General features: G+C 56.0%; 26 protein-coding genes. 8 read left to right on the top strand and 18 right to left on the bottom strand.

The features are described from left to right. Nucleotides 1–11: 11 nt before the first annotated feature. Genes yfhb through murQ form a run of 3 tightly spaced genes read right to left on the bottom strand, consistent with a single transcriptional unit; the run spans nt 12 to nt 2,907 of the window. Nucleotides 12–647 carry a phosphatidylglycerophosphatase C gene (yfhb, locus tag DVA43_RS00365; RefSeq protein ID WP_114314211.1) on the bottom strand — a complete coding sequence of 212 codons (636 nt, stop codon included), beginning with the start codon at nt 645–647 and terminating at the stop codon, nt 12–14. A gap of 3 nt (nt 648–650) precedes the next feature. After that, nucleotides 651–2,003 carry a PTS transporter subunit EIIC gene (locus tag DVA43_RS00360; protein WP_114314210.1) on the bottom strand — a complete coding sequence of 451 codons (1,353 nt, stop codon included), beginning with the start codon at nt 2,001–2,003 and terminating at the stop codon, nt 651–653. Nucleotides 2,004–2,013: 10 nt separating this feature from the next. Next, a complete protein-coding gene (gene murQ / locus DVA43_RS00355) occupies nt 2,014–2,907 on the bottom strand; it encodes an N-acetylmuramic acid 6-phosphate etherase (protein WP_114314209.1) in 894 nt (297 codons plus the stop codon). 117 nt (nt 2,908–3,024) lie between these two features. Between murQ and DVA43_RS00350 the strand changes: the two genes are divergently transcribed. Both DVA43_RS00350 and DVA43_RS00345 read left to right on the top strand, forming a co-directional pair. Then, nucleotides 3,025–3,873, top strand: a complete 849-nt coding sequence (locus DVA43_RS00350) for a MurR/RpiR family transcriptional regulator (protein ID WP_114314208.1) — start codon at nt 3,025–3,027, stop codon at nt 3,871–3,873. 56 nt (nt 3,874–3,929) lie between these two features. Beyond that, entirely contained in the window at nt 3,930–4,190 is a 261-nt protein-coding gene (locus DVA43_RS00345) for a YfhL family 4Fe-4S dicluster ferredoxin (protein ID WP_103824596.1), read from the top strand. Here DVA43_RS00345 and acpS read toward each other — a convergent pair. The 12 genes from acpS to rseD all read right to left on the bottom strand — a co-directional run bounded on the left by acpS (nt 4,187) and on the right by rseD (nt 13,573). Further along, entirely contained in the window at nt 4,187–4,567 is a 381-nt protein-coding gene (acpS, locus tag DVA43_RS00340) for a holo-ACP synthase (protein ID WP_114314207.1), read from the bottom strand. The genes DVA43_RS00345 and acpS overlap by 4 nt on opposite strands. After that, entirely contained in the window at nt 4,567–5,298 is a 732-nt protein-coding gene (gene pdxJ / locus DVA43_RS00335) for a pyridoxine 5'-phosphate synthase (RefSeq protein WP_103181123.1), read from the bottom strand. Before pdxJ ends, acpS begins: the two co-directional genes overlap by 1 nt. Nucleotides 5,299–5,321: 23 nt before the next feature. Then, on the bottom strand, nt 5,322–6,032 hold the full coding sequence (recO, locus tag DVA43_RS00330; protein ID WP_114314206.1) for a DNA repair protein RecO: 711 nt from the start codon (nt 6,030–6,032) through the stop codon (nt 5,322–5,324). An 11-nt stretch (nt 6,033–6,043) separates the two neighbouring features. After that, the gene (gene era / locus DVA43_RS00325) at nt 6,044–6,949 is read right to left on the bottom strand and encodes a GTPase Era (protein WP_103180752.1); all 906 of its coding nucleotides are present in this window, start codon (nt 6,947–6,949) and stop codon (nt 6,044–6,046) included. Next, nucleotides 6,946–7,626, bottom strand: a complete 681-nt coding sequence (rnc, locus tag DVA43_RS00320; RefSeq protein ID WP_103180753.1) for a ribonuclease III — start codon at nt 7,624–7,626, stop codon at nt 6,946–6,948. The genes era and rnc overlap by 4 nt, the downstream gene beginning before the upstream one ends. A 223-nt stretch (nt 7,627–7,849) precedes the next feature. Beyond that, nucleotides 7,850–8,824 carry a signal peptidase I gene (gene lepB, locus DVA43_RS00310; protein WP_103824593.1) on the bottom strand — a complete coding sequence of 325 codons (975 nt, stop codon included), beginning with the start codon at nt 8,822–8,824 and terminating at the stop codon, nt 7,850–7,852. Nucleotides 8,825–8,840: 16 nt separating this feature from the next. Next, on the bottom strand, nt 8,841–10,640 hold the full coding sequence (lepA, locus tag DVA43_RS00305) for a translation elongation factor 4 (protein WP_103180755.1): 1,800 nt from the start codon (nt 10,638–10,640) through the stop codon (nt 8,841–8,843). 184 nt (nt 10,641–10,824) lie between these two features. Next, a complete protein-coding gene (gene rseC, locus DVA43_RS00300) occupies nt 10,825–11,301 on the bottom strand; it encodes a SoxR-reducing system protein RseC (protein ID WP_114314205.1) in 477 nt (158 codons plus the stop codon). Further along, nucleotides 11,298–12,251, bottom strand: coding sequence for a sigma-E factor regulatory protein RseB (gene rseB, locus DVA43_RS00295; RefSeq protein ID WP_114314204.1), 954 nt, complete (start codon nt 12,249–12,251; stop codon nt 11,298–11,300). Before rseB ends, rseC begins: the two co-directional genes overlap by 4 nt. After that, a complete protein-coding gene (rseA, locus tag DVA43_RS00290; RefSeq protein ID WP_039029767.1) occupies nt 12,251–12,901 on the bottom strand; it encodes an anti-sigma-E factor RseA in 651 nt (216 codons plus the stop codon). The genes rseB and rseA overlap by 1 nt, the downstream gene beginning before the upstream one ends. A 31-nt stretch (nt 12,902–12,932) precedes the next feature. After that, nucleotides 12,933–13,508, bottom strand: coding sequence for an RNA polymerase sigma factor RpoE (gene rpoE / locus DVA43_RS00285; RefSeq protein WP_103824590.1), 576 nt, complete (start codon nt 13,506–13,508; stop codon nt 12,933–12,935). After that, nucleotides 13,505–13,573 carry a rpoE leader peptide RseD gene (gene rseD, locus DVA43_RS24995; protein ID WP_233212310.1) on the bottom strand — a complete coding sequence of 23 codons (69 nt, stop codon included), beginning with the start codon at nt 13,571–13,573 and terminating at the stop codon, nt 13,505–13,507. Before rseD ends, rpoE begins: the two co-directional genes overlap by 4 nt. Nucleotides 13,574–13,930: 357 nt before the next feature. Between rseD and nadB the strand changes: the two genes are divergently transcribed. Beyond that, nucleotides 13,931–15,550 (top strand): L-aspartate oxidase, encoded by a 1,620-nt coding sequence (nadB, locus tag DVA43_RS00275; protein WP_114314202.1) that lies wholly within the window; start codon nt 13,931–13,933, stop codon nt 15,548–15,550. On the opposite strand, the gene DVA43_RS00270 is transcribed toward nadB, so the two are convergent. Beyond that, nucleotides 15,535–16,272: a tRNA1(Val) (adenine(37)-N6)-methyltransferase gene (locus DVA43_RS00270; RefSeq protein WP_114314201.1), complete on the bottom strand. Its 738-nt coding sequence runs from the start codon at nt 16,270–16,272 to the stop codon at nt 15,535–15,537. The two genes, nadB and DVA43_RS00270, sit on opposite strands and share 16 nt — an antisense overlap. Nucleotides 16,273–16,404: 132 nt before the next feature. Between DVA43_RS00270 and srmB the strand changes: the two genes are divergently transcribed. Beyond that, the gene (gene srmB / locus DVA43_RS00265; RefSeq protein ID WP_103824586.1) at nt 16,405–17,733 is read left to right on the top strand and encodes an ATP-dependent RNA helicase SrmB; all 1,329 of its coding nucleotides are present in this window, start codon (nt 16,405–16,407) and stop codon (nt 17,731–17,733) included. A gap of 51 nt (nt 17,734–17,784) precedes the next feature. On the opposite strand, the gene grcA is transcribed toward srmB, so the two are convergent. Continuing rightward, the gene (gene grcA / locus DVA43_RS00260) at nt 17,785–18,168 is read right to left on the bottom strand and encodes an autonomous glycyl radical cofactor GrcA (protein WP_103824585.1); all 384 of its coding nucleotides are present in this window, start codon (nt 18,166–18,168) and stop codon (nt 17,785–17,787) included. Nucleotides 18,169–18,481: 313 nt separating this feature from the next. Here grcA and ung point away from each other — a divergent pair, with 313 nt between their 5' ends. Beyond that, nucleotides 18,482–19,171 (top strand): uracil-DNA glycosylase, encoded by a 690-nt coding sequence (gene ung, locus DVA43_RS00255; RefSeq protein WP_114314200.1) that lies wholly within the window; start codon nt 18,482–18,484, stop codon nt 19,169–19,171. Between the two features lie 93 nt (nt 19,172–19,264). Here the strand turns inward: ung and DVA43_RS00250 are convergent, their stop codons facing one another. After that, on the bottom strand, nt 19,265–20,350 hold the full coding sequence (locus DVA43_RS00250; protein WP_103180765.1) for a tRNA/rRNA methyltransferase: 1,086 nt from the start codon (nt 20,348–20,350) through the stop codon (nt 19,265–19,267). Between the two features lie 206 nt (nt 20,351–20,556). On the opposite strand from DVA43_RS00250, the gene trxC reads away from it, so the two are divergent. The 3 genes from trxC (at nt 20,557) to pat (ending at nt 24,445) form a co-directional block, all read left to right on the top strand. Further along, on the top strand, nt 20,557–20,976 hold the full coding sequence (gene trxC, locus DVA43_RS00240) for a thioredoxin TrxC (RefSeq protein ID WP_103180766.1): 420 nt from the start codon (nt 20,557–20,559) through the stop codon (nt 20,974–20,976). 71 nt (nt 20,977–21,047) lie between these two features. After that, a complete protein-coding gene (gene tapT, locus DVA43_RS00235) occupies nt 21,048–21,746 on the top strand; it encodes a tRNA-uridine aminocarboxypropyltransferase (RefSeq protein ID WP_114314199.1) in 699 nt (232 codons plus the stop codon). Between the two features lie 35 nt (nt 21,747–21,781). Next, on the top strand, nt 21,782–24,445 hold the full coding sequence (gene pat, locus DVA43_RS00230) for a protein lysine acetyltransferase (protein ID WP_114314198.1): 2,664 nt from the start codon (nt 21,782–21,784) through the stop codon (nt 24,443–24,445). The last annotated feature ends 6 nt before the right edge of the window (nt 24,446–24,451 follow it).

Raw genomic sequence — 24,451 nt, 5'->3', positions numbered from 1 at the left:
TAATCACAAAATCATTCCAGTTGCTGAAGTTCGCCCAGCGGCGTGACGCGCCAGCGGTGCTGGCAGAAGTAGAGCAGCGGGTTATCCTGTTTGCTGTCGCTGTAGCCGCTGTAGAGCCGCAGCGGGGTGCCAATTTTCTTCTCCAGCTGTGCCACCTTCTCATGCCCAAGACAGCGCATGGTCAGCACCCAGCCGCCGTAGGCGCGGCCAATCTGGGTGGCGATCAGGTTAACGCGCGGCAACCAAGGGGTATCAAAATAGACCTGTTCCACCAGCGGCTGCGGCGAGCCGGTGATGAGCCAGATGTCGGCATCGTTGGCGTCCAGGTAGTTTGTCAGCCGATCCTGCACCACCGGAAAGGCGGTGACATGGTCGCGAAACCAGCTGACAAATTCTTTCTCCAGCTGTTTAAGCCGGGCTTCGCTGTGGCCGAAGGTGCACCCCCACAGCAGCAGGCTCATCGGCCAGCGAGCGGCGCGCCCCTTCACCAGCAACACGCCGCCAATGATCGGCAGCAGGGGCAATACGAGCAGGGCATTCAGGGGCTGTCGGCGCAGTAAATAGCGCATAAAGGTGCCGAACATATCCTGCTGATGCAGCGTTCCGTCCAGATCAAAAAAGACTACGCGACGCTCGTTATTTGCCAAACCTTACTCCTCTGGATCGTTAAACCCTAACAGCCAGGTAAACAGGAACCCGGCGATCACCGCTACCAAATAGCCTAACAGATAGAGCATGACTTTTCCGGTCACGATGGTTAATGCCAGCGGTAATCCGGAAATACCAAAGGTGATGACGGTCGCCACTTTCCAGTAACCGATCAGCGCCCCACCGACCGCGCCGCCCAGACAGGCCCCGATAAACGGCTTGCCGAGCGGGAGAGTGACACCAAAAATCAGCGGCTCGCCGATGCCCAGCAGCCCGACCGGCAGCGCCCCTTTGATCACCTTTTTCAGGCGTGCATTGCGGGTTTTCATCAGCACCGCGATGGCCGCGCCGATCTGTCCGACCCCGGCCATTGCCAGGATAGGCAGCAGGGCGTTGTAGCCGTGCGCCTGCACCAGCTCAACGTGGATCGGCACCAGCCCCTGATGTAAACCGGTCAACACCAGCGGCAGGAAGGTGCCCGACAGCACCGCCCCTACCAGGAATCCACCGCGATCGATAGCCCAGGAGGCACCGTGGGCGATGGACTCCGAGATCCAGCCTCCCAGCGGCTGCAGGGCGATGATGGCAATACTGCCGGTGATAAGCGTGGTCAGCAGCGGGTTGAGGATCAGCTCCAGGGAGCCTGGCAGGATATTACGCAGCTTTTTCTCAAGCCAGCACATCAGCATCACTACCAGCAGCACGGCGATCACCCCGCCACGCCCCGGCTGCAGCGCTTCGCCGAACAGGGTGATTTGCGCCAGCTGCGGGCTGGAGAGAATGCCGGCCATCACCCCGCCTAACGCCTGCGAGCCGCCAAACACTTTGGCGGTATTCACCCCCACCAGAATGTGCATGATGGCAAAGACCGCGCTGCCGAAAATGCCGAGGATCCCGAGCAGGTTTGGATATTGGGTCGCAAAATCCCCGACAATGTCCGGGCGTTTCAGGATATTGATAATGCCGGTGATGAGCCCTGAAGCAATAAAGGCTGGAATGAGCGGAATAAAGACATTTGCCAGCATGCGTAGCGCATCGCTCATCGGGGCTTTATATTTGGCTTTTGCCTGCGCTTTGGTGCGCTCGGCATCATCAATCACCGCCCCGCCCATCAGGGAGCGCATGGCATCCACCACCTGCGCGGCCTTACCAGGCCCGACGATGAGCTGGTGCTGCTCCCCCTGCTTTACGTACCCGCTGACGCCAGGCAGTTTTTTCAGGGTGGCCGGATCGAGCTTGTCGTCATCCTGAACTTCTACCCTCACCCGCGTCATACAGTTTTCCAGACGCCGTATATTTTTTTCCCCGCCGATCCCCGCAAGAATACCGCTGGCGAGCGCTACTGTTTTTTCCATGTACGCCTCTTTAGTTTTCTAATGCCGCACGTAAGAATCCCTGATGCGCGTCAAGCCTGGCGCGCGCCGCAGCGGCATCCAGCCCGCTTAAAATCATCAGAATGGCCGGTTTGACGTCATACCCGGTCTGCTGCAGTACCTTTTCCGCCTCTTCGCGGGAGGCGCCGGTGGCTTCGACCACCATGCGGCACGCCCGATCAATGAGCTTCACGTTGGTCGCTTTCATGTCCACCATCAGGTTCTGGTAGACCTTACCGAACTTCACCATTGCCCCGGTGGAGATCATATTCAGCACCAGCTTTTGCGCCGTGCCGGATTTCAGGCGGGTGGAGCCGGTCAGCGCTTCCGGGCCGACAACCGGCGAGATGGCGATCGTCGCCACCTGGGCAATGGGTGAGCCTGGATTGCAGGAGATGGCCACGGTAGTGCAGCCGGTCTGGTTCGCATACTCCAGCCCGCCAATCACGTACGGCGTGCGCCCGGAGGCCGCCAGCCCGACCACCAGATCCTGCGCGGTCAGATTAAGTGCTTTGAGATCGTCTTCACCGAGCTGCTTGCTGTCCTCTGCCCCTTCCACCGCTTTCAGCAGTGCCCCCGGCCCACCGGCGATGAGGCCGATGACCAGGCCATGTGGTACGCCGAAGGTGGGTGGGCACTCTGAAGCATCCAGCACCCCCAGCCGTCCGCTGGTGCCTGCCCCCATATAGATAATGCGTCCCCCCGCTTTCAGCGCGTCTGCCGCGGCATCCACCGCTTTAGCTACCTCGGGCAATGTTTCTTTCACTGCCTGCGCGACCAGCGTATCCTGTTGGTTGAAGCGATGAACAAGGTCAAGCGTGGAGAGTGCATCCAGGTCGAGGGTTTGTGGGTTGCGTGATTCTGATACCAGTGAGCCGAGATTCATTTTTTGTGCCTCAAGAATTTTTAATTCATAATAAGCGCATTATCATGGAATATAAAATTCATTCAGGCGAGCAGAATTCGCAATTGCTGCAGTCATCACATTTCGCCAGGAGTCCCTATGAACTGTCTAATTCGCATCCGCCAGCGATACGCGGGTTTTGCCCAGAGCGATAAAAAGCTGGCGGATTTTTTACTCTCGCAGCCCGATCGTGCCCGCCATTTAAGCTCTCAGCAGCTTGCCAGCGAGGCGGGCGTGAGCCAGTCAAGCGTGGTGAAATTCGCGCAAAAGATTGGTTTCAAAGGTTTTCCCGCCCTGAAACTGGCGCTCAGCGAGGCGCTGGCCAGCAACCCGAATCCGCAATCCATGCCGGTTCATAACCAGATCCGCGGCGACGATCCGATGCGCCTGGTGGGTGAAAAGCTGATCAAAGAGAACATCGCTGCGATGCACGCCACGCTGGACGTCAATAGCGAAGAGAAGCTGCTGGAGAGCGTGGCCATGCTGCGGGCGGCAAGACGGGTGATCCTAACCGGCATCGGCGCCTCGGGGCTGGTGGCGCGTAACTTCGGCTGGAAGCTGAATAAAATCGGCGTGATTGCCATTGTCGAACAGGACATGCATGCCCTGCTGGCTACCGTACAGGCGATGGAGCCTGACGATCTGCTGTTGGCCCTCTCCTATTCCGGCGAACGCCGCGAGATTAATCTGGCCGCCGATGAAGTGCTGCGCGTGGGGGGCAAAATTCTGGCGATCACCGGCTTTACCCCCAATGCCCTGCAGCAGCGGGCCACACGCTGTCTGTATACCATTGCCGAAGAGCAGGCCACCCGCAGCGCGGCGATCTCGTCCACCAGCGCGCAGATGATGCTGACCGATCTGCTGTTTATGGCGCTGGTTCAGCAGGATCTGGAGCATGCCCCGGAACGTATTCGCCATAGCGAGGCATTGGTAAAAAAACTGGTTTGAACAGACAATGAGCGTATAATGCCCGCCCTGTTTGTGTTGTTTCTGAGAATTTCCTGATGGCGCTGTTAATCACCAAAAAATGCATCAATTGCGATATGTGCGAACCCGAATGCCCTAACCAGGCAATTTCAATGGGAGAGAGCATTTACGAGATTAACAGCGACCGCTGCACCGAGTGCGTGGGTCATTATGAGACGCCAACCTGCCAGAAGGTGTGCCCGATCCCCAATACTATCCTGAAAGATCCGGCACATCCTGAATCGGAAGAGCAGCTGTGGGACAAGTTCGTTCTGATGCACCACGCCGATAAGATTTAACTTTCGATAATCACCGTGGCGCAAGCGTAATGGCGCTCATCCGCCAGCGTCACGTGCATGTGCGCCACACCCAGCTTTTCCGCCAGCCTTAGCGCCTCGCCCCACAGCCTGAGGCGCGGTTTGCCCAGCTCATCGTTAAAGACTTCGAACTGATTGAACGCCAGACCGTTGCGGATCCCGGTGCCGAAGGCTTTTGCCGCCGCCTCCTTCACCGCAAAACGTTTGGCAAGAAAACGCACCGGTTGCTGGTGCGCTTCCCAGATGGCCCACTCGTTATCGCTGAGCACCCGACGGGCAAGGCGATCGCCGCTGCGGGCAATCACCGCTTCGATGCGGGCGATCTCAACGATATCCGTGCCTAAGCCGAGGATAGCCATTACTTGCGGGCTTCCAGCATCAGACGCTTCATCTCTGACACCGCCTCTTTCAGGCCGCTCATCACCGCGCGCCCGATAATCGCATGGCCGATGTTCAGCTCGTGCATCTCCGGGATCGCCGCAATGGCCTTGACGTTATGGTAGGTCAGACCGTGACCGGCATTGACCTTCAGGCCCAGACCCGCCGCGTAGGTTGCCGCTTTGGCGATGCGATCGAGCTCTTTCGCCTGGGTCGCTTCGTCTTCGGCATCGGCGTAGCAGCCGGTGTGGATCTCAATGAACGGCGCGCCAACGTCGGCGGCGGCTTTGATCTGCGCTTCATCGGCATCGATAAACAGGGATACTAGAATCCCGGCATCGGCCAGACGTTTGCAGGCATCACGCATCTTATCCAGCTGACCGGCCACATCCAGCCCGCCTTCGGTGGTCACTTCCTGGCGCTTCTCCGGCACCAGGCAGCAGAAGTGCGGTTTGGTCTCAACGGCAATTGCCAGCATCTCTTCGGTGACGGCCATCTCCAGATTCATGCGGGTGTCCAGGGTCTGGCGCAGGATACGCACATCGCGGTCGGTAATATGGCGACGGTCCTCGCGCAGATGTACGGTAATACCGTCGGCACCCGCCTGCTCGGCGATAAAGGCCGCCTGGACCGGGTCAGGATAGGCGGTTCCGCGCGCATTGCGCAGCGTGGCAATATGGTCAATGTTGACGCCTAACAGTAATTCAGCCATGACAATCCTCGGTTTCTCGTTGTTCATTTACGCTTTGGCATAAACTGCCTGAATAATTCGCGGCTCTTTAAGGGCTTGCCACCAAGATACGGCTTGAGCGCAATACGGGTAAAGCGTTTTGCCGCCCGCAGAGTGCTGGCATCCGGAAATTCGCGTTCCGCCAGCGCCCGCAGATCCCGCCCGGTAAAGGTACTGTTGTCGATAACCACGCTGGCGATAAAGCCCTTCTCCTCACGATAGCGGTAGGTCATGGTGTCCTCTACCGGCTCGCCGCTGCCCGCGCAGTGCAGAAAATCGACCCCATACCCCAGGTGCCCAAGCAACGCCAGCTCAAAGCGGCGCAGCGTCGGTTCCGGCGAACCGGTGGTACCCGCCAGGGCCTGAAGACAGTGCAGATAATCGAAAAAGAGTTCAGAGAAGCGGGTCTCATGTTCAAGCACGCGCGTAATAAGCTCGTTCACATACAGACCGCTGTAGAGCGTAATACCAGAGAGAGGGAGCGCCAGAGAGACGGCTTCAGCACTGCGCAGGGTTTTCACTTCCCCGCGTCCGCCAAAGCGCACCAGCAGCGGTGTGAAGGGCTGCAGAGCGCCTTTCAGGTTAGAACGTTTGGAACGTGCGCCTTTGGCAACAAGGCGCACGCGGCCTGACTCTTCCGTGAAGACGTCCAGCATCAGGCTGGTTTCGCTCCAGGGACGACTATGCAGTACAAAAGCGCGCTGCCAGCCTTCCACGTTTTAGTGGCTTATACGTCGTCGCCGTAACCAAGACTGCGCAGTGCGCGCTCGTCATCGGCCCAGCCAGATTTCACTTTCACCCACAGCTCCAGGTGAACCGGCGCTTCAAACATCTCCTGCATATCCTTACGGGCTTCAATACCGATGGTTTTAATTTTGGCGCCTTTGTTGCCAATCACCATCTTCTTCTGCCCTTCGCGCTCAACGAGGATCAGCCCGTTGATGTCGTATCCGCCGCGCTCGTTAGTCTGGAAACGTTCGATTTCAACGGTGACAGAGTACGGCAGTTCCGCGCCGAGGAAACGCATCAGCTTCTCACGGATGATTTCAGAGGCCATAAAACGCTGAGAACGGTCAGTGATATACTCTTCCGGGAAGTGATGAATCGCTTCCGGCAGGTGCTTACGCACGATGCCCGCGATGGTGTCGACGTTCAGACCGGTCTCGGCAGAGAGCGGGACGATATCGAGGAAGTTCATCTGGCTACCCAGCCACTGCAGATGCGGCAGCAGGTCGGCTTTTTCCTGTACGTTATCCACCTTGTTGACCGCAAGGATAACCGGCGTTTTACCGTCACGCAGTTTGTTCAGCACCATCTCGTCGTCCGGGGTCCAGCGGGTGCCTTCAACAACGAAAATGACCAGCTCAACGTCGCCGATAGAGCTGCTCGCCGCCTTGTTCATCAGACGGTTAATGGCACGCTTCTCTTCCATATGCAGACCGGGGGTATCGACATAAATCGCCTGATACGCCCCTTCGGTATGGATACCGACAATGCGGTGACGCGTGGTCTGCGCCTTGCGGGAGGTAATAGAGATCTTTTGCCCCAGCAGATTATTCAGCAGGGTTGATTTGCCTACGTTCGGACGTCCAACGATGGCAATAAATCCACAATAACTTTTTTCTTCGCTCATTCCAGCTCCAGCATTTTCAGCGCCTGTTCGGCGGCAGCCTGTTCCGCCTTACGACGGCTTGAACCTGTGCCAACCACCGGTTCACTCAGGCCACTGACCTGGCAATGGATGGTAAACTCCTGATCGTGTGCTTCGCCACGAACCTGCACCACCAGATAAGATGGCAGCGGCAGATGGCGACCCTGCAAATACTCCTGCAAACGGGTTTTTGGATCTTTCTGTTTATCACCCGGGCTGATCTCATCCAGACGCGTCTGATACCAGTTCAGGATCAGCTGCTCCACCGTCTGGATATCGCTGTCGAGGAAAACACCACCGATTAACGCTTCGACCGTATCCGCGAGAATAGATTCACGACGGAAGCCGCCGCTTTTCAGTTCGCCAGGCCCGAGTCGCAGGCATTCACCCAGTTCAAATTCACGGGCAATTTCGGCAAGCGTATTGCCACGTACCAGCGTTGCACGCATACGGCTCATATCCCCTTCATCCACACGCGGGAAACGGTGATAAAGCGCATTCGCAATAACAAAACTTAAAATGGAGTCGCCCAGAAATTCGAGTCGCTCATTGTGTTTGCTGCTGGCACTGCGATGGGTTAATGCCTGTTGCAACAACTCCTGATGCTGAAAAGTGTAGCCCAGCTTCCGTTGAAGCCGATTAATTACGATGGGGTTCATGCGATACCAATAGAATAAATGCGTCAAAAATGCAGCACACGAAACCGTCCTGAGAAAGCCAACGCGGTTTCGTGTGCCGTGGCACTGAATCAGCGCCAACCTTAAACTTCGGGGGAATATTCTATACGCAACGACAGGGGTTGTCGTTAGTCAGAAGAGATTTATCAGTGAAATAATTCACGTAGCCTCTGGTTAAAGAGGCTACGTACTCATTTATCAGGAATTAATGGATACCGCCAATACGATTTAACCGTACGCCGGTTGGCCATTCGCCTTCCTGTTTCTCGAAGCTCATCCAGATGGTGGTGGCTTTACCCACCAGGTTCGCTTCCGGCACAAAGCCCCAGTAACGGCTGTCCGCGCTGTTATCGCGGTTATCACCCATCATGAAGTAGTGTCCCGGTGGCACGATCCAGGTCGCCAGCTGCTGCCCCTTCTGCTGATAGTACATGCCCAGCTGATCCTGCGCGATGGAGACGGTCAGGATACGGTGCGTCACATCGCCCAGGGTCTCTTTACGCTCGTTCAGACGAATACCGTTCTCTTTGGTCTCGCCTTTCGGCAGCTGGAAGAAACCGCTGGTCGCTTCGCCGCCGTTGCGACGGGCAAACGTCTGCACAAAGTCGCTTGGCTCAACGCCGGAATAGGTCACCGGTAATGCGCTACCGCAAGCGGTGCCGGAACTGCAGCCAGGCTGAACCGTCACCTCTTTGGAAACCGGATTATAGGTCACCTTATCACCCGGTACGCCAACGGTACGTTTGATGTAATCCAGACGTGGATCGTCCGGATATTTGAACACCACGATATCGCCGCGTTTTGGATGGCCGGTTTCGATCAGCGTCTTCTGGTAGATCGGATCTTTAATGCCATAAGCAAACTTCTCGACCAGAATAAAATCACCGATCAGCAGCGTTGGCATCATCGAACCGGATGGGATCTGGAAAGGTTCATAGATAAACGAACGTACCACCAGCACAATGGCCAGCACCGGAAAGACCGAAGCGCCCGTTTCCAGCCAGCCCGGCTTAGGGCTGACTTTCTTCAGGGTATTCGGATCCAACTGGTCGCCCGTGGCAGCCTGCGCGGCGGCCTGGCGTTCGCGACGTTTCGGAGCAAAGATAAACTTATCCAGACACCACAACAGCCCCGTCACCAGTGTGGCAATCACCAGGATCAGGGCAAACATGTTCGCCATGCCAACTCCTTAAGGGTTATTTTCCGTCTTTACCAACGTGCAGAATGGCGAGGAACGCTTCCTGCGGCAGCTCAACGTTACCGACCTGCTTCATACGCTTCTTACCTTCTTTCTGCTTCTGGAGCAGCTTCTTCTTACGGCTGACGTCACCGCCATAGCATTTTGCCAGAACGTTTTTACGCAGCTGTTTCACCGTAGAACGGGCGATAATATGGTTGCCAATGGCCGCCTGAATCGCAATGTCGAACTGCTGGCGTGGGATGAGATCTTTCATCTTCTCGACCAGTTCGCGACCGCGATACGGGGCGTTGTCGTTGTGGGTGATCAGCGCCAGCGCATCGACGCGCTCGCCGTTGATCAGCACGTCCACACGCACCATGTTGGAGGCCTGGAAGCGTTTGAAGTTGTAATCCAGCGACGCATAACCGCGTGAAGTTGACTTCAGACGATCGAAGAAGTCGAGCACCACTTCCGCCATCGGGATTTCATAGGTCAGCGCCACCTGGTTACCGTGGTAAACCATGTTGGTCTGCACACCGCGTTTTTCGATACACAGCGTAATGACGTTACCGAGAAACTCCTGCGGCAACAGCATGTGACACTCGGCGATCGGCTCGCGCAGCTCATGAATATTATTCAGCGGCGGCAGCTTGGATGGGCTGTCGACGTAGATAACCTCTTTCGAGGTGGTCTCGACTTCATACACTACCGTTGGTGCGGTGGTGATCAGATCCAGATCGTATTCACGCTCCAGACGCTCCTGGATGATCTCCATGTGCAGCAGGCCGAGGAAGCCGCAGCGGAAGCCGAAGCCCAGCGCCGTCGAGCTTTCTGGCTCATAGAACAGGGAAGCATCGTTCAGGCTCAGCTTGCCGAGCGCGTCACGGAAGTTCTCATAATCGTCAGAGCTTACCGGGAACAGACCGGCGTAAACCTGCGGTTTTACCTTTTTAAAGCCTGGCAGCGCTTTTTCTGCCGGGTTACGGGCGCCCGTCAGGGTATCGCCCACCGGCGCGCCGAGGATGTCTTTGATCGCACAAACCAGCCAGCCTACTTCGCCGCACTTCAGCTCGGTACGGTCGACCTGTTTTGGCGTGAAGATACCCAGACGATCAGCGTTGTAAACCTGTCCGGTGCTCATTACTTTGATCTTGTCGCCTTTACGCATGGTGCCGTTTTTAATACGCACCAGCGAGACAACGCCGAGATAGTTATCGAACCAGGAGTCGATGATCAGCGCCTGCAGTGGCCCCTCTGGATCGCCTTCCGGCGCCGGGATGTCACGCACCAGACGTTCCAGCACGTCGGTTACACCGACGCCGGTTTTTGCCGAGCAGCGCACGGCGTCGGTCGCGTCGATGCCGACGATATCTTCGATCTCTTCCGCCACGCGCTCAGGATCGGCGGCTGGCAGGTCGATTTTGTTCAGTACCGGCACCACCTCGAGATCCATTTCCATCGCGGTGTAGCAGTTAGCCAGGGTCTGGGCTTCTACGCCCTGCCCGGCATCAACCACCAGCAGCGCGCCTTCACAGGCCGCCAGCGAACGGGAAACTTCATAAGAGAAGTCAACGTGGCCTGGGGTGTCGATAAAGTTAAGTTGGTAGGTTTCACCGTCAGACGCTTTATAGTCGAGCGTAACGCTCTGCGCTTTAATGGTAATACCGCGTTCGCGTTCCAGGTCCATGGAGTCCAGTACCTGGGCTGCCATTTCACGATCAGACAGGCCACCGCAAATCTGGATAATACGGTCAGACAGCGTCGACTTACCGTGGTCAATATGAGCAATGATCGAAAAGTTACGTATGTTCTTCATATAGTTAAATAATTATGCCTTACGAATTCCTGGAGGCCGCTGTTCTTAGCCTGACGTTTTTCAGTGCGAAAACGCAGCATTCTACACTACATCTCCGTCACCAGGAAATGCTCTTCCAGCAAGCTTAGCGCGAAGATCTGGCGTTTTCTTTTATGAGATGTAAATAAAACAAAGCCCGGTAACATCACCGGGCTTCTGAAGAGAGCGTGTCGACACGCAGCTGATCGGGTGGCAATCCGACGCTGAGAATAACGGGCTGCCACGCTTCACGCTCCGCAAGACGGGAGGAAAAGCCGCGTGCCAGTAAAAAGCCGCCCACGCCGCCCAGCGCTGCACCGCACATCGCGGCGAGATCGGTCCCAAACAGCACCTGGAACAGCCCGCCAAGGGCAAACAGCCCCAGCAGCGGGGAGAGATAGACCAGCATCGCCGAGCCAAGCAGGCTACCTTCAGCGATCCCTAACTCAACTTTTTGACCTTCCACCAGCGGCTCTGCGCTGGGCACGCTGATCGTGTGTGAGGTCTGCGGTCCAAGTTTGTTCAGCACCCGGCTGCCGCAACCGGCGCGGGAGGCGCAGCTGTTGCAGGATGCTTTGACATCGCAGCTGACCAGCGCGACGCCCTTATGCCATGAAACGACCGTTGCCCACTCTTTGATCATTGTGCAGCCCTGAATTTAATGCTGTCGGCGATACGTTTAGCGGTTTGCGGCGGCAGTTCACCGACAACGGTGATCTCTGCGTTATCTCGTATCGTGGTGCTGACGGTGCGACGCCCGGTACGCAGCATCTGATCGGCACTGACCGGTGTTGCCCGGTTAATGTTCACCGAGAAGCTGAACAAGCCGTCGGAGTAAAGACGGGATTCAACCGGGGTATCGATGGTAGGCAGCTGGCGTCGACTGCTGGAGACTTCACTGAAGCCCTGCGGGATCCAGTTGGGCGCCCAGTTAAAGTTAACGTTATCCCCCGCCGGGACGGAGAGCAGCGGCGGCAGGTTCGCTTTTGCCAGATTCTGCATGCTGTTACCGACCTGATCGTCGATAGTAAAGGAGATCACCCGGAACTGCTCCAGCGTCTCACCATCCCGATCCAGCAGATCGACCCGCATTGGCAGCTTGGTCTCTGCATCCATCCAGACGATATAGCTGTAACGTGTTCCGTCTCTGGCGACCACCCGCAGCACCTCGCAGAGCCGATCGGCGATACGGGTACGTCCTACGGAGATGAAGTCGTAGTAAGGGGACAACCGTTTAAAATCGGTATAGATGAGCGAAGGCAGCGAATCAACAATGTAGTCGCCATTCAGCGTAAAGGGTTCGAGACCCGGCTCGAAATAGCTGATTTCATTGCCACGCTGCACAACTTCACGGCGCGGACCATCCATCTGCAAAAGATGGGCAAGAGGCTGTTTATCAAGACGGGCATGGCGATAGCGTAACGACTCTACACCTTGCTTATTGATACTGATAAAAGACAGCTCGTAGTTGAGTGACTGGCTGGCCTGGTTCATTTGCTGCAACAACGCCCCGGACGATACATCAGCCGAGGCGTTGACAGTGAACAACAGGCTACCCGCCATCAGAGACATGGCGCACCAAAGTTGCTTCATTACTGCGATTGCGTTCCTAAAGTTTGGTTTCCTGGCACTTGCACAGCAGCCTGCTGCGTTTGCGCCTGTTCAAACTGAAGCTGTTCAGAATGCAGACGACGCTGCAATTCATAATCCTGCAACATCGCATTGATACGACGGCGCTGCTCTTGAACCTGCTGCTGCTGACCGGCACCGGCCGAGGCATCAGAAGGAATACCCAGACTTACCGGGCTGGCTTTGCCCATCATCGGCAGTGTATTGAACACTGGCGCTTCTGGTTGCTGGCTCACTTCAGATTGAGTGTTATAGTGCTGGACGCCCACAATAACTGCAAGCGATACGCAAGCAGCCACACCCATTTGAGTCAGTTGACTCGCCCAGGGGCGCACTTTGTTCCAGAAAGGCATCTTCTGCCACAGGTGCGGTGCAGGTTGGGCTTCGGGGATGAGCGGGGTGGCCTGAGAAACAGGTTCGTTCTCTATGGCCGCCATTACGCGAGCTGAGATATCAAAATGGAGGACATCGCTGGTATCGCCGCGCAGAGTATCGCGAATGAGATGATAACTCTCCCAGGTTTTTTGCATCTCAGGAGAGCGAGAGAGCTCGTTGAGCATCTCACTGTCCAGCGTTTCACCATCCATCAAAGCGGAAAGTTGTTCTTTCTGCATGCCTAATACCTTTTCCAGTATCCCGCTATCGTCAACGCCTGATTAGCGGTTGAACTTTATTATCAATAGCTTCTCGCGCACGAAAGATCCGTGAGCGAACCGTACCGACCGGGCAATCCATGATAGCGGCTATCTCTTCATAGCTCAGGCCATCTAACTCCCGCAACGTAATTGCCATGCGTAAATCTTCCGGGAGCGACTCGATGGTGCGAAAAACTATTTGTCTCAGTTCTTCTGACAACATTAAGTTCTCAGGGTTCGAAATTTCTTTCAACGCACCGCCGCTTTCATAATTTTCAGCGTCGATAGCATCGACATCGCTTGAAGGCGGACGTCGGCCCTGAGCGACGAGGTAGTTCTTAGCCGTATTGACGGCAATACGATACAGCCAGGTATAAAAAGCACTATCTCCCCGGAAAGATTCCAGCGCACGATAGGCCTTAATGAAAGACTCTTGTACCACATCAGGAACATCCCCTGACGGTACATAGCGGGACACCAGACTCGCCACCTTATGCTGGTAGCGCACCACCAGTAGGTTAAAGGCTTTCTGATCTCCCTTCTGGACCCGTTCAACCAGAATCTGGTCCGTTAACTGCTCGCTCATCCGAGGTAAAGTCTCCCCAAACCTAAATTCCACGCGTTATCGAAACGCCACTCCAAACACTGCACTGTGAGCAAGCAGTTGCTTTGAGGGTCTTTATTTCAATTAGTTCCGTCACGCCTTTGTTTTTGTTAATCACGTCGCAGACTGTTCATTTTCTATCATTATAAGTCTGATACCGATACGTACCCAGTTTCTGCTAAGAAATGGTCTTTTACCGTTTGCAGGTTAACGCAAGACGGGCTTTATTTCACCACAAAATCTGTAGCTAACAATCTGCTACGCAAAATAATTTCGCCCTTTTTGTTCCTTATCTCTGTCTAGCCTCTGTTTAGCCATTGCAACTACTCTTAAAAAAAACGTGCGATTCATCGCATTCAGGTGCTATGCTGGCCAAACACTGTTTAGTAAATTAAACACACATCATGAACGCAATTTCCGAACTCACCTGTGACGTACTGATTATCGGCAGCGGCGCCGCCGGCCTTTCACTGGCGCTACGACTCGCCCCACACCAGAAAGTGATTGTCCTCAGCAAAGGTCCTGTTAGCGAAGGTTCTACCTTCTATGCTCAGGGCGGAATTGCCGCGGTGTTTGATGAAACTGACAGTATCGACTCCCATGTCGAAGATACCCTTATTGCCGGTGGCGGCATCGTGGACCGACACGCGGCTGAATTTGTCGCCAGTAATGCCCGCCACTGCGTGCAATGGCTGATCGATCAGGGCGTGCTGTTTGATACCCAGGTGCAGGCCAACGGAGAAGAGAGTTACCACCTGACGCGTGAAGGCGGACACAGCCATCGCCGGATCCTGCATGCCGCAGATGCCACCGGTAAAGCAGTCGAAACGACCCTGGTCAGCCAGGCGTTAAGCCATCCCAACATCCGGGTGCTGGAACGCAGCAACGCGGTGGATTTGATCATCTCCGATAAGATTGGTCTGCCGGGCACGCGGCGCGTTGTGGGAGCCTGGGTCTGGAACCGTAATAAAGAGAAGGTGGAAACCTGTCGGGCAAAATCGGTTGTACTGGCAACCGGCGGTGCTTCTAAGGTGTATCAGTACACCACCAACCCGGATATTTCCTCAGGGGACGGTATTGCCATGGCCTGGCGAGCGGGTTGTCGCGTGGCCAATCTGGAATTTAACCAGTTCCACCCCACTGCGCTATTCCACCCGCAGGCACGCAACTTCCTGCTGACAGAAGCGCTACGCGGTGAAGGCGCGCATTTAAAACGCCCGGATGGCACTCGCTTTATGCAGGACTTTGACGAGCGGGGCGAGCTGGCGCCGCGTGATGTTGTGGCCCGCGCAATCGATCATGAGATGAAACGCCTGGGCGTGGATTGCATGTATCTGGACATCAGCCACAAACCCGAAGCCTTTATTCGCCAGCACTTCCCGACCATCTATGAAAAACTGTTGGGGCTCGGCATCGACATCACCAAAGAGCCGATGCCGGTGGTGCCCGCGGCGCACTATACCTGCGGCGGCGTGATGGTCGACGATCATGGCCGGACCGATGTTGACGGTTTGTACGCTATCGGCGAGGTGAGCTACACCGGCCTGCATGGCGCGAACCGAATGGCATCAAACTCACTTCTGGAGTGCCTTGTGTATGGCTGGTCAGCGGCGGAAGATATCACGAAGCGCATGCCTTACGCCCGCCAGGCGGAAAACCTGCCGGACTGGGACGAAAGCCGCGTGGAGAACCCGGATGAACTGGTTGTGATCCAGCATAACTGGCACGAGCTGCGCCTCTTTATGTGGGATTACGTCGGCATTGTGCGCACCACCAAACGTCTGGAACGCGCCCTGCGCCGTATTACCATGCTGCAGCAGGAAATTGATGAGTATTACGCCCATTTCCGCGTATCCAATAATTTACTGGAACTGCGTAATCTGGTTCAGGTGGCGGAGCTGATTGTGCGCTGCGCTATGATGCGCAAAGAGAGCCGCGGTTTGCACTACACGCTCGACTACCCGGAGCAGCTTGAGCATTCCGGCCCGTCGGTGCTTTCACCGCTGGCTCACATAAATAAATAGAAGGGGTGGGTCAGCGCCGTGTAGTCATCGGAATAACGCTGATCTGGCCCACGTATCGCCAGCCTGTCGCTGAAGCACTCTCCCTCTTTCGGCGACAGCGCCAGCAGCACCCGGTGCGGCAGCCTGCCGTCGGTTTCCGCAATATCGGTGCGCAGGCGTAAAAACCAGCCCATCTCCAGCGCGCTGGCAATAAATGCACTGCCTGCGCTCTCCGGTAACACCACGCAGAAAAATCCCTCTTCGGAGATCAACCCGGCGGCGCAGGCTAACAGCGCGCCATGATCGAGCGTGTCGGTATACCGGGCCTGCTCTCGCTGGGGTGTGGCACAGGCTACACCCAGTTCAAAATAGGGAGGATTGCTGACAATCAGGTCATAGCGAGCCGTTTGCTCTGGCGCCCAGGCAAGAACATCCGCACAATGGAGAGATACGCGCGAAGCCCAGGGGGATTCCGCTACGTTTTCCGCTGCCTGCTCAGCCGCCAGGGGATCCAGTTCAACCGCGTCAAGCGTGACAGCGTGTTCGGTACGCTGCGCCAGCATCAGGGCTAATAATCCGCTGCCGCTGCCAATGTCGAGGATACGTTTAACGCCTGCTACCGGTGCCCATGCCCCCAGTAAAATGCCATCAGTGCCGACTTTCATTGCACAGCGATCGTGGGCGACAAAGAACTGCTTAAAAGTAAAACCATCGCGGCGCAGCTGCGCTTTGAGTTGAGACATGTCGGAGCAACCTTCAAAGTGAAACGGGAGTAGCATAGGTGAAAGCGTAACGACGGAAAAGGGATATCCACACAAACAGATGAAGATTGCAGCCGTAACGTCTATAATCAGCGCCCCACACAGAGGTAGAACATGACTGTAACGACTTTTTCCGAACTTGAACTCGATGAAAGCCTTCTGGACGCGCTCCAGGAAAAAGGCTTCACACGCCCGACCGCTATTCAGGAAGCGGCAATTCCGCCTGCACTGGAGGGCCGTGACGTGCTCGGTTCTGCGCCAACCGGCACGGGTAAAACGGCAGCCTATTTGCTGCCTGCGTTGCAGCATCTGCTGGATTTTCCGCGTAAGAAATCAGGTCCGCCGCGTATTCTGATCCTCACCCCGACCCGTGAACTGGCGATGCAGGTTGCCGATCATGCGCGTGAGCTGGCGAAGAACACCCACCTGGATATCGCAACCATTACCGGCGGTGTGGCCTATATGAACCATGCCGAAGTATTCAGTGAGAACCAGGATATCGTCGTTGCGACGACCGGGCGTCTGCTGCAATACATTAAAGAAGAGAACTTCGACTGCCGTGCGGTAGAAACCTTAATTCTTGACGAAGCTGACCGTATGCTGGATATGGGCTTTGCGCAGGATATCGAACACATTGCCGGTGAGACCCGCTGGCGTAAGCAGACCATGCTCTTCTCCGCGACGCTGGAAGGCGATGCGATTAAAGATTTTGCCGAGCGTCTGCTGGAAGATCCGGTCGAGGTGTCTGCCAATCCGTCCACGCGTGAACGCAAGAAGATCCATCAGTGGTACTACCGCGCCGATGATATTCAGCATAAAACCGCGCTGCTGATCCACCTGCTGAAACAGCCTGAAGCCACCCGCTCTATCGTCTTTGTACGGAAACGTGAGCGTGTGCATGAGCTGGCGACCTGGCTGCGTGAAGCGGGTATCAATAACTGCTATCTCGAAGGCGAGATGGTGCAGATTAAACGTAACGAAGCGATCAAACGTCTGACCGATGGCCGCGTGAACGTGCTGGTAGCGACCGACGTTGCAGCGCGCGGTATTGATATTCCTGATGTCAGCCACGTGTTTAACTTCGATCTGCCGCGCACTGCGGATACCTATCTGCACCGCATTGGCCGTACCGGTCGTGCCGGGCGTAAAGGGACAGCTATTTCGCTGGTCGAAGCGCATGACCATCTGCTGCTGCAGAAAATTGGTCGCTACGTTGAAGAGCCGCTGAAGGCCCGCGTGATCGACGAACTGCGTCCGAGCACCCGTGCGCCGAGCGAAAAAATGACGGGCAAACCGTCCAAGAAAGTGCTCGCTAAACGTGCCGAGAAAAAGGCGAAAGAGAAAGAGAAACCGCGCGTGAAGCAACGCCACCGTGATACCAAAAACGTGGGCAAGCGTCGTAAGCCTAGCGGCAGCGCGCCGGTGACACAGAAAGAAGAGTAATAAAAAAGCCGGGTTAAAACCCGGCTTTTTTTATCTGTACGATGGTAACGATTACAGGCTGGCAGTAAAGGTACGGGCAATAACGTCGCGCTGCTGTTCGGCAGTCAGTGAGTTAAAGCGTACCGCGTAGCCAGAAACACGGATGGTCAGCTGCGGATATTTTTCCGGATGCTTAACGGCATCTTCCAGCGTTTCACGACGCAGCACGTTAACGTTCAGATGCTGACCGCCTTCAACACGGACTTCAGGTTTGATTTCCATTGGGATTTCGCGGTATTCGAACTCGCCCAGCGCGTTAACCTGAACAACTTCATCTTCAGCAAAGCCTGCTTTTGCGCATACGCAGCGCGCTTCGCCTTTCTCGTTGTCCAGCAGCCAGAAAGAGTTCAGCAGGTCGTCGTTTGCAGCTTTAGTAATCTGGATACCAGTAATCATGTGATGTCTCCCTTACACTACAATATTGGGTGTCGCCCGTTCGTCCGGGCAATTGGTAAAACCATTGTTGCTTGAGTGTATATATATCAGTCAAACCCTCGTCATTCCTTGACTTAAATCAACAAAAACCACACCAGCAAAAGGGTGATAACTGAAGATTGTTGTTTTATATCAATTTTACCCTCGCACCACCTTCAAAATTCTGTGTAAATTTTCAATATTTTTCAATGTAATGACATTTTTGGCTCACCAGTTTTGTTCCCTCGTCATATGCAGTTAAGCTAAAGACAGTGAAAATTCGCAGGAGAGCGAGATGACAGCACCTTTAACCTGGCACGACGTACTGGCCGATGAAAAAAAACAGCCTTACTTCGTTAATACTCTGAATACCGTTGCCGCGGAACGTCAGGACGGCATCACCATCTATCCGCCCCAGAAAGATGTGTTCAACGCCTTTCGTTTTACCGAGCTGGCAGATGTCAAAGTGGTGATCCTGGGACAGGATCCCTACCACGGACCGGGTCAGGCGCACGGCCTGGCGTTTTCTGTGCGTCCGGGCGTTGCCATTCCCCCTTCCCTGCTGAATATGTATAAGGAGCTGGAAGCCTCGGTGCCGGGGTTTACCCGCCCTTCACATGGTTACCTGGAAAGCTGGGCGCGTCAGGGCGTTCTGTTGCTCAACACCGTGCTGACGGTTCGTGCCGGGCAGGCCCATTCCCATGCCAGCCTCGGTTGGGAGACGTTTACGGATAAAGTTATCAGCCTGATTAACCAGCATCGTGAAGGGGTGGTGTTTTTACTGTGGGGATCGCACGCGCAGAAGAAAGGGGCGATCATTGATACCCAGCGCCATCATGTGCTGAAAGCGCCGCACCCGTCACCGCTGTCAGCGCATCGCGGCTTTTTTGGCTGCAATCATTTTGTGCTGGCGAATGAGTGGCTGGAGAAACAGGGCGAAACGCCGATTGACTGGATGCCGGAGTTACCGGCTGAAAGTGAGTAAGTTGTTGTAGGCCGGGTAAGGCGAAGCCGCCACCCGGCACATTGCCCGGCGGCGCTACGCTTGCCGGGCCTACGAACGACGAACAAAGCGGAATTACGCTTTGTTCTGACGCCACCATTCCGCCAGCAGAACGCCAGTCGCAACGGATACGTTGAGGCTTTCTACATTGCCGGTGCCATCGATAGAGACGCTCAGATCGGCGCTGGAGAGTGCCGCATCGGAGAGACCATCGCGCTCCTGACCCAACACCAGCACCATCTTACGTGGCAGTGTCGCTTTAAACAGCGGCGTGGTGCCTTTGTGGCTGGAGGTGGTCACGATGGCATAGCCCGCCTGACGGAACTGCTCAATCGCTTCCAGCACGCTGTCGCCGGTGATCGGCTGAACATGCTCCGCGCCACCTTCCGCCGTACGGATTGCTGCGCCGGATTCCAGCAGAGCCGCATCCTGCAACAGAACGCCTTTCACGCCGAAGTGGGCGCAGCTGCGCATCATGGCGCCAAGGTTGTGCGGGTTACCTACGTCTTCCAGGGCCAGGACGCAGTCATCTTCGCCAGCCTGGCTGACCCACTGCTTAACGGTGGTACCGTTACGTTTCTTAATCAGGAAGCAGACGCCACCATGGTGTTCGGTGCCAGACGCTTTGGTGATCTCAGCATCGTCTACCACGTGGTAGGCTTTGCGGTTGGCCGCCATCCAGCGCAGCGCTTCTTTGAAACGCGGCGTCACGCTCTGGATGAACCAGGCGCGCACGATGCAATCAGGACGGCTCTGGAACAGGGCCTGACAGGCGTTTTCGCCATAGACGCGCGTCTCTTCCGCACGCTGACGGCGGATCACTTCCGGATCGATAACCGTTTTACCGGCCATGCTACCGTGATCGACGGGCGCAGTGGACTCGTCGCCCGGCGCGCGGGAGACGGTACGCCACGGTGAGGCGTCGCGGCTAAAATCGTCGCGTTTGAAATCATCACGCTTACGGTCGTCACGTTTGCGGTCATCACCGCGGCTGCTTCTCTCATCGCGGGCGGGGCGACGGCCACCGTCTGCACGAGATGGCCCTGGACGCCCGCCACCTTTTCCGGTACGCGGATTTTGGGTGCGTTTATCAGAGTCATCGTCACTGCGGACATACATCACTTTGACCTTGCCGCTTTTGTTTTTCAGTTCGTCGTTCATGCTTTTCTCCACCAGCGCTGCGCGAAGCGCGCAGATTACCCGATGTCCCGGCGCATAGCCATTACTTCGTATAAAAGCCTGTGACTATTGTTCTCATTGAACAAAACGCATTGTTGTTTCAAACAGGGTCGTTGATAATATGTAACATATTGGAAACATAACCGGCATGTTGCCGATTTGTCCCCCTGCTCTACCTGAGGTTAGTTATGAATACCGTATGTGCCAACTGCCAGGCTCTTAACCGCATTCCGGAAGATCGCATTGATGACGGAGCAAAATGCGGACGCTGCGGTCATGAATTGTTCGATGGTGACGTGATTAATGCTACCGGCGAAACTCTGGATAAACTGCTGAAGGATGATCTGCCGGTTGTTGTCGACTTCTGGGCACCGTGGTGCGGCCCGTGCCGTAACTTTGCGCCGATCTTTGAAGATGTCGCCGAAGAGCGTAGCGGTAAAATGCGTTTTGTGAAAGTGAACACCGAAGCTGAGCGCGAACTGAGCTCCCGCTTCCGCATTCGTAGTATCCCGACCATTATGATTTTCAAAAATGGTGAAGTTGTCGATATGCTCAATGGTGCCGTTCCGAAAGCACCTTTTGATAGCTGGCTGAACGAATCCCTCTGACATTCCGGGGCACGTAACTTGTGCCCCGCCCTCGCCTCTGCGAGAATGGCGTTTTTTCTGCGCTCCTTCCCATGACTGATAACGCCGTACTGCAACTGCGCGCCGAACGCCTGGCGCGTGCGACTCGCCCTTTTCTTGCCCGTGGTAACCGCATTCGTCGCTGTCAGCGCTGTCTGCTGCCGCTCAGGCAGTGCCTCTGCGCGACGCTGGCACCCAGCCATGCTCAAAGCCGTTTTTGTCTGGTGATGTTCGATACCGAACCGATGAAGCCCAGCAACACCGGGCGGCTGATCGCCGATATTCTCCCGGATACCGCAGCCTTCCAGTGGTCACGCACTGCGCCACCTCAGGCGCTGCTCGATCTGGTCGCCAGTCCCGACTATCAACCGATGGTAGTGTTTCCGGCCTCCTACGCCGGTGAAACGCGTCAGGTGATTACCGCGCCCCCCGCCGGTAAACCGCCGCTGTTTATCATGCTGGATGGCACCTGGACCGAAGCGCGTAAAATGTTTCGCAAAAGCCCCTATCTGGATGCCCTGCCGGTGATCTCTGTCGATTTGTCACGCGTCTCGGCTTACCGGCTACGTGAAGCCCACGCAGAAGGCCAGTATTGTACTGCCGAAGTGGCTATTGCCCTGCTGGATCTGGCGGGGGATGTTCAGGCGGCAGGCGCACTGAGCGATCACTTCTCACGCTTTCGCGAACGTTATCTGGCCGGAAAAACCATTCATAAGGGAAGCATCACAGCGGCGGAGCCGGAAAGCGTTTAAAATCATCAGGTCACTCGCCTTTTCAGGAGATCTGTATGAGCCAGCGCGGGCTAGAAGCCTTACTCCGCCCTAAATCCATTGCCGTAATTGGCGCGTCGATGAAGCCCGAACGCGCCGGTTATCTGATGATGCGTAACCTGCTTGCTGGCGGCTTTAATGGCCCGATACTGCCGGTTACCCCCGCGTATAAGGCGGTGTTGGGGGTCCTTGCCTGGCCGGATGTGGAGAGCCTGCCCTTCATTCCCGATCTCGCGGTGCTCTGCACCCACGCCCGACGTAACATCGCCCTGCTCGACGCGCTGGGGAAGAAGGGCTGCAAAACCTGCATTATTCTCTCTTCGCCCCCTGAACAGCAGGCGGAGCTGCTGGCCTGTGCGACGCGCTACCAGATGCGACTGCTGGGGCCAAACAGCCTGGGTCTTCTGGCACCGTGGCAGGGGCTGAATGCCAGCTTTTCTCCCGTTCCGATACGTAAAGGCAAGCTGGCCTTTATTTCCCAGTCGGCGGCGGTATCCAATACGATCCTCGACTGGGCCCAGCAGCGCGAAATGGGCTTTTCCTATTTCATCGCGCTGGGCGACGGTCTGGACATTGACGTTGACGAGCTGCTGGATTTTCTGGCGCGCGATAGCAAAACCAGCGCCATCCTGCTCTATCTTGAGCATCTCAGCGACGCGCGTCGCTTCGTCTCGGCAGCCCGTAGCGCTTCACGCAACAAACCGATTCTGGTGATCAAAAGCGGGCGTAGCCCGGCCGCCCAGCGTCTTTTGCATTCTCATTCAGGCATGGATCCGGCATGGGATGCCGCTATCCAGCGTGCCGGCTTGCTGCGTGTTCAGGACACCCACGAACTCTTTTCCGCTGTCGAAACGCTCAGCCATATGCGCCCGCTACGGGGAGAACGGCTGATGATCATCAGTAACGGCGCCGCCCCGGCCGCGCTGGCGCTGGACGAACTCTGGCTGCGTAACGGTAAGCTGGCCACCCTCAGCGAAGAGACAATACAGCGTCTGCGGGAGGCGCTGCCGCCCGGCGTGGAGCCGGGTAATCCGCTCGACTTACGCGACGATGCCAGCAGCGAGCACTATCTCAGCGCACTCAATATCCTGCTGGACAGCCAGGACTTTGATGCCCTGATGGTCATTCACTCCCCTAGTGCCGTAGCCCCGGGCAGCGAAAGCGCTCGTGCGTTGATTGATATTGTGAAGAAGCATCCGCGTGGAAAGTATGTGTCGCTTCTGACTAACTGGTGCGGTGAATTTTCATCTCAGGAGGCGCGACGTCTCTTCAGCGAGGCTGGCCTCCCCACTTACCGTACCCCGGAAGGCACCATTACCGCTTTTATGCATATGGTGGAGTATCGGCGCAATCAGAAACAGCTGCGGGAGACGCCTGCCCTGCCGGGAAACCTGACCGCCAATACGGGTCATGCTCACGACCTGTTGCAGCGTGCCATTGATGACGGCGCGCGTTCGCTGGATACGCACGAGGTACAGCCGATCCTCACCGCTTATGGCCTGCATACGCTGCCCACCTGGATCGCCAGCGACAGCGCGGAAGCGGTGCATATCGCCGAGCAGATCGGTTATCCGGTGGCACTGAAACTGCGTTCGCCGGATATCCCGCATAAATCTGAAGTTCAGGGGGTGATGTTGTATCTGCGTACCGCGGCGGAAGTCCAGCAGGCGGCGGATGCCATTATCGATCGCGTTAAAATGGCCTGGCCCCAGGCGCGGATCCACGGCCTGCTGGTGCAGAGCATGGCTAATCGTGCCGGCGCGCAGGAGCTACGGGTGGTGGTGGAACACGATCCGGTCTTCGGTCCGCTAATTATGTTGGGCGAAGGGGGCGTGGAGTGGCGCCCTGAAGAGCAGGCGGTGGTGGCCCTGCCGCCTCTGAACATGAACCTGGCGCGTTATCTGGTGATCCAGGCGATCAAGAGCAAAAAGATCCGCGGACGCAGTGCCTTAAGACCGCTGGATATCGCCGCCCTGAGCCAGTTCCTGGTGCAGGTATCGAACCTGATTGTTGATAGCCCGGAAATCCAGCGTCTGGATATTCATCCTTTACTGGTATCCGGCAGCGAACTGACGGCGCTGGATGTGACGATGGATGTGGCGGCCTATACCGGCGATCGCGAAAGCCGGCTTGCTATCCGCCCTTACCCCCATCAGCTTGAAGAGTGGGTAGAGATGAAAAATGGCGAACTCTCGCTGTTCCGCCCTATCCTTCCTGAAGATGAACCCCAGCTTCAGCGCTTTATCGCTCAGGTCACAAAAGAAGATTTGTACTACCGCTACTTTAGCGAAATCAACGAATTTACCCACGAAGATTTAGCCAATATGACGCAGATCGACTACGATCGGGAAATGGCTTTTGTTGCCGTCCGACGCACTGAAGAGGGCGATGAAATCCTTGGCGTCACACGTGCCATCTCCGATCCTGATAACGTCGATGCGGAGTTTGCGGTGCTTGTCCGCTCCGATCTGAAAGGTCTGGGGCTGGGAAGACGATTACTCGAAAAGCTAATCAGTTATACGCGCGATCACGGACTGATCCGCCTCAATGGCATTACTATGCCTAACAACCGTGGCATGGTCGCCCTGGCGCGAAAGCTGGGCTTTACCGTTGATATCCAGCTTGAAGATGGGATCGTCGGATTGACTCTGCAGCTGATGCCATCAGGTAAACAAGAGTAAGGTACT

Source organism: Leclercia sp. W6 (genome assembly GCF_003336345.1).
Taxonomy (GTDB): Bacteria; Pseudomonadota; Gammaproteobacteria; order Enterobacterales; family Enterobacteriaceae; genus Enterobacter.
Note: the sequence above shows the minus strand (reverse complement) of the source record. Positions and strands in the feature narration are given on the sequence as shown.

Coding starts and splice junctions, on each gene's coding strand:
- DVA43_RS00250 (WP_103180765.1), bottom strand. CDS start 20,350: ATGAACGACGAACTGAAAAACAAAAGCGGCAAGGTCAAAGTGATGTAT.
- acpS (WP_114314207.1), bottom strand. CDS start 4,567: ATGGCTATCCTCGGCTTAGGCACGGATATCGTTGAGATCGCCCGCATC.
- lepB (WP_103824593.1), bottom strand. CDS start 8,824: ATGGCGAACATGTTTGCCCTGATCCTGGTGATTGCCACACTGGTGACG.
- ung (WP_114314200.1), top strand. CDS start 18,482: ATGACAGCACCTTTAACCTGGCACGACGTACTGGCCGATGAAAAAAAA.
- tapT (WP_114314199.1), top strand. CDS start 21,048: ATGACTGATAACGCCGTACTGCAACTGCGCGCCGAACGCCTGGCGCGT.
- DVA43_RS00360 (WP_114314210.1), bottom strand. CDS start 2,003: ATGGAAAAAACAGTAGCGCTCGCCAGCGGTATTCTTGCGGGGATCGGC.
- DVA43_RS00270 (WP_114314201.1), bottom strand. CDS start 16,272: ATGTCTCAACTCAAAGCGCAGCTGCGCCGCGATGGTTTTACTTTTAAG.
- nadB (WP_114314202.1), top strand. CDS start 13,931: ATGAACGCAATTTCCGAACTCACCTGTGACGTACTGATTATCGGCAGC.
- rseA (WP_039029767.1), bottom strand. CDS start 12,901: ATGCAGAAAGAACAACTTTCCGCTTTGATGGATGGTGAAACGCTGGAC.
- pat (WP_114314198.1), top strand. CDS start 21,782: ATGAGCCAGCGCGGGCTAGAAGCCTTACTCCGCCCTAAATCCATTGCC.
- trxC (WP_103180766.1), top strand. CDS start 20,557: ATGAATACCGTATGTGCCAACTGCCAGGCTCTTAACCGCATTCCGGAA.
- rnc (WP_103180753.1), bottom strand. CDS start 7,626: ATGAACCCCATCGTAATTAATCGGCTTCAACGGAAGCTGGGCTACACT.
- DVA43_RS00345 (WP_103824596.1), top strand. CDS start 3,930: ATGGCGCTGTTAATCACCAAAAAATGCATCAATTGCGATATGTGCGAA.
- era (WP_103180752.1), bottom strand. CDS start 6,949: ATGAGCGAAGAAAAAAGTTATTGTGGATTTATTGCCATCGTTGGACGT.
- srmB (WP_103824586.1), top strand. CDS start 16,405: ATGACTGTAACGACTTTTTCCGAACTTGAACTCGATGAAAGCCTTCTG.
- pdxJ (WP_103181123.1), bottom strand. CDS start 5,298: ATGGCTGAATTACTGTTAGGCGTCAACATTGACCATATTGCCACGCTG.
- DVA43_RS00350 (WP_114314208.1), top strand. CDS start 3,025: ATGAACTGTCTAATTCGCATCCGCCAGCGATACGCGGGTTTTGCCCAG.
- rseB (WP_114314204.1), bottom strand. CDS start 12,251: ATGAAGCAACTTTGGTGCGCCATGTCTCTGATGGCGGGTAGCCTGTTG.
- rseC (WP_114314205.1), bottom strand. CDS start 11,301: ATGATCAAAGAGTGGGCAACGGTCGTTTCATGGCATAAGGGCGTCGCG.
- lepA (WP_103180755.1), bottom strand. CDS start 10,640: ATGAAGAACATACGTAACTTTTCGATCATTGCTCATATTGACCACGGT.
- grcA (WP_103824585.1), bottom strand. CDS start 18,168: ATGATTACTGGTATCCAGATTACTAAAGCTGCAAACGACGACCTGCTG.
- murQ (WP_114314209.1), bottom strand. CDS start 2,907: ATGAATCTCGGCTCACTGGTATCAGAATCACGCAACCCACAAACCCTC.
- rpoE (WP_103824590.1), bottom strand. CDS start 13,508: ATGAGCGAGCAGTTAACGGACCAGATTCTGGTTGAACGGGTCCAGAAG.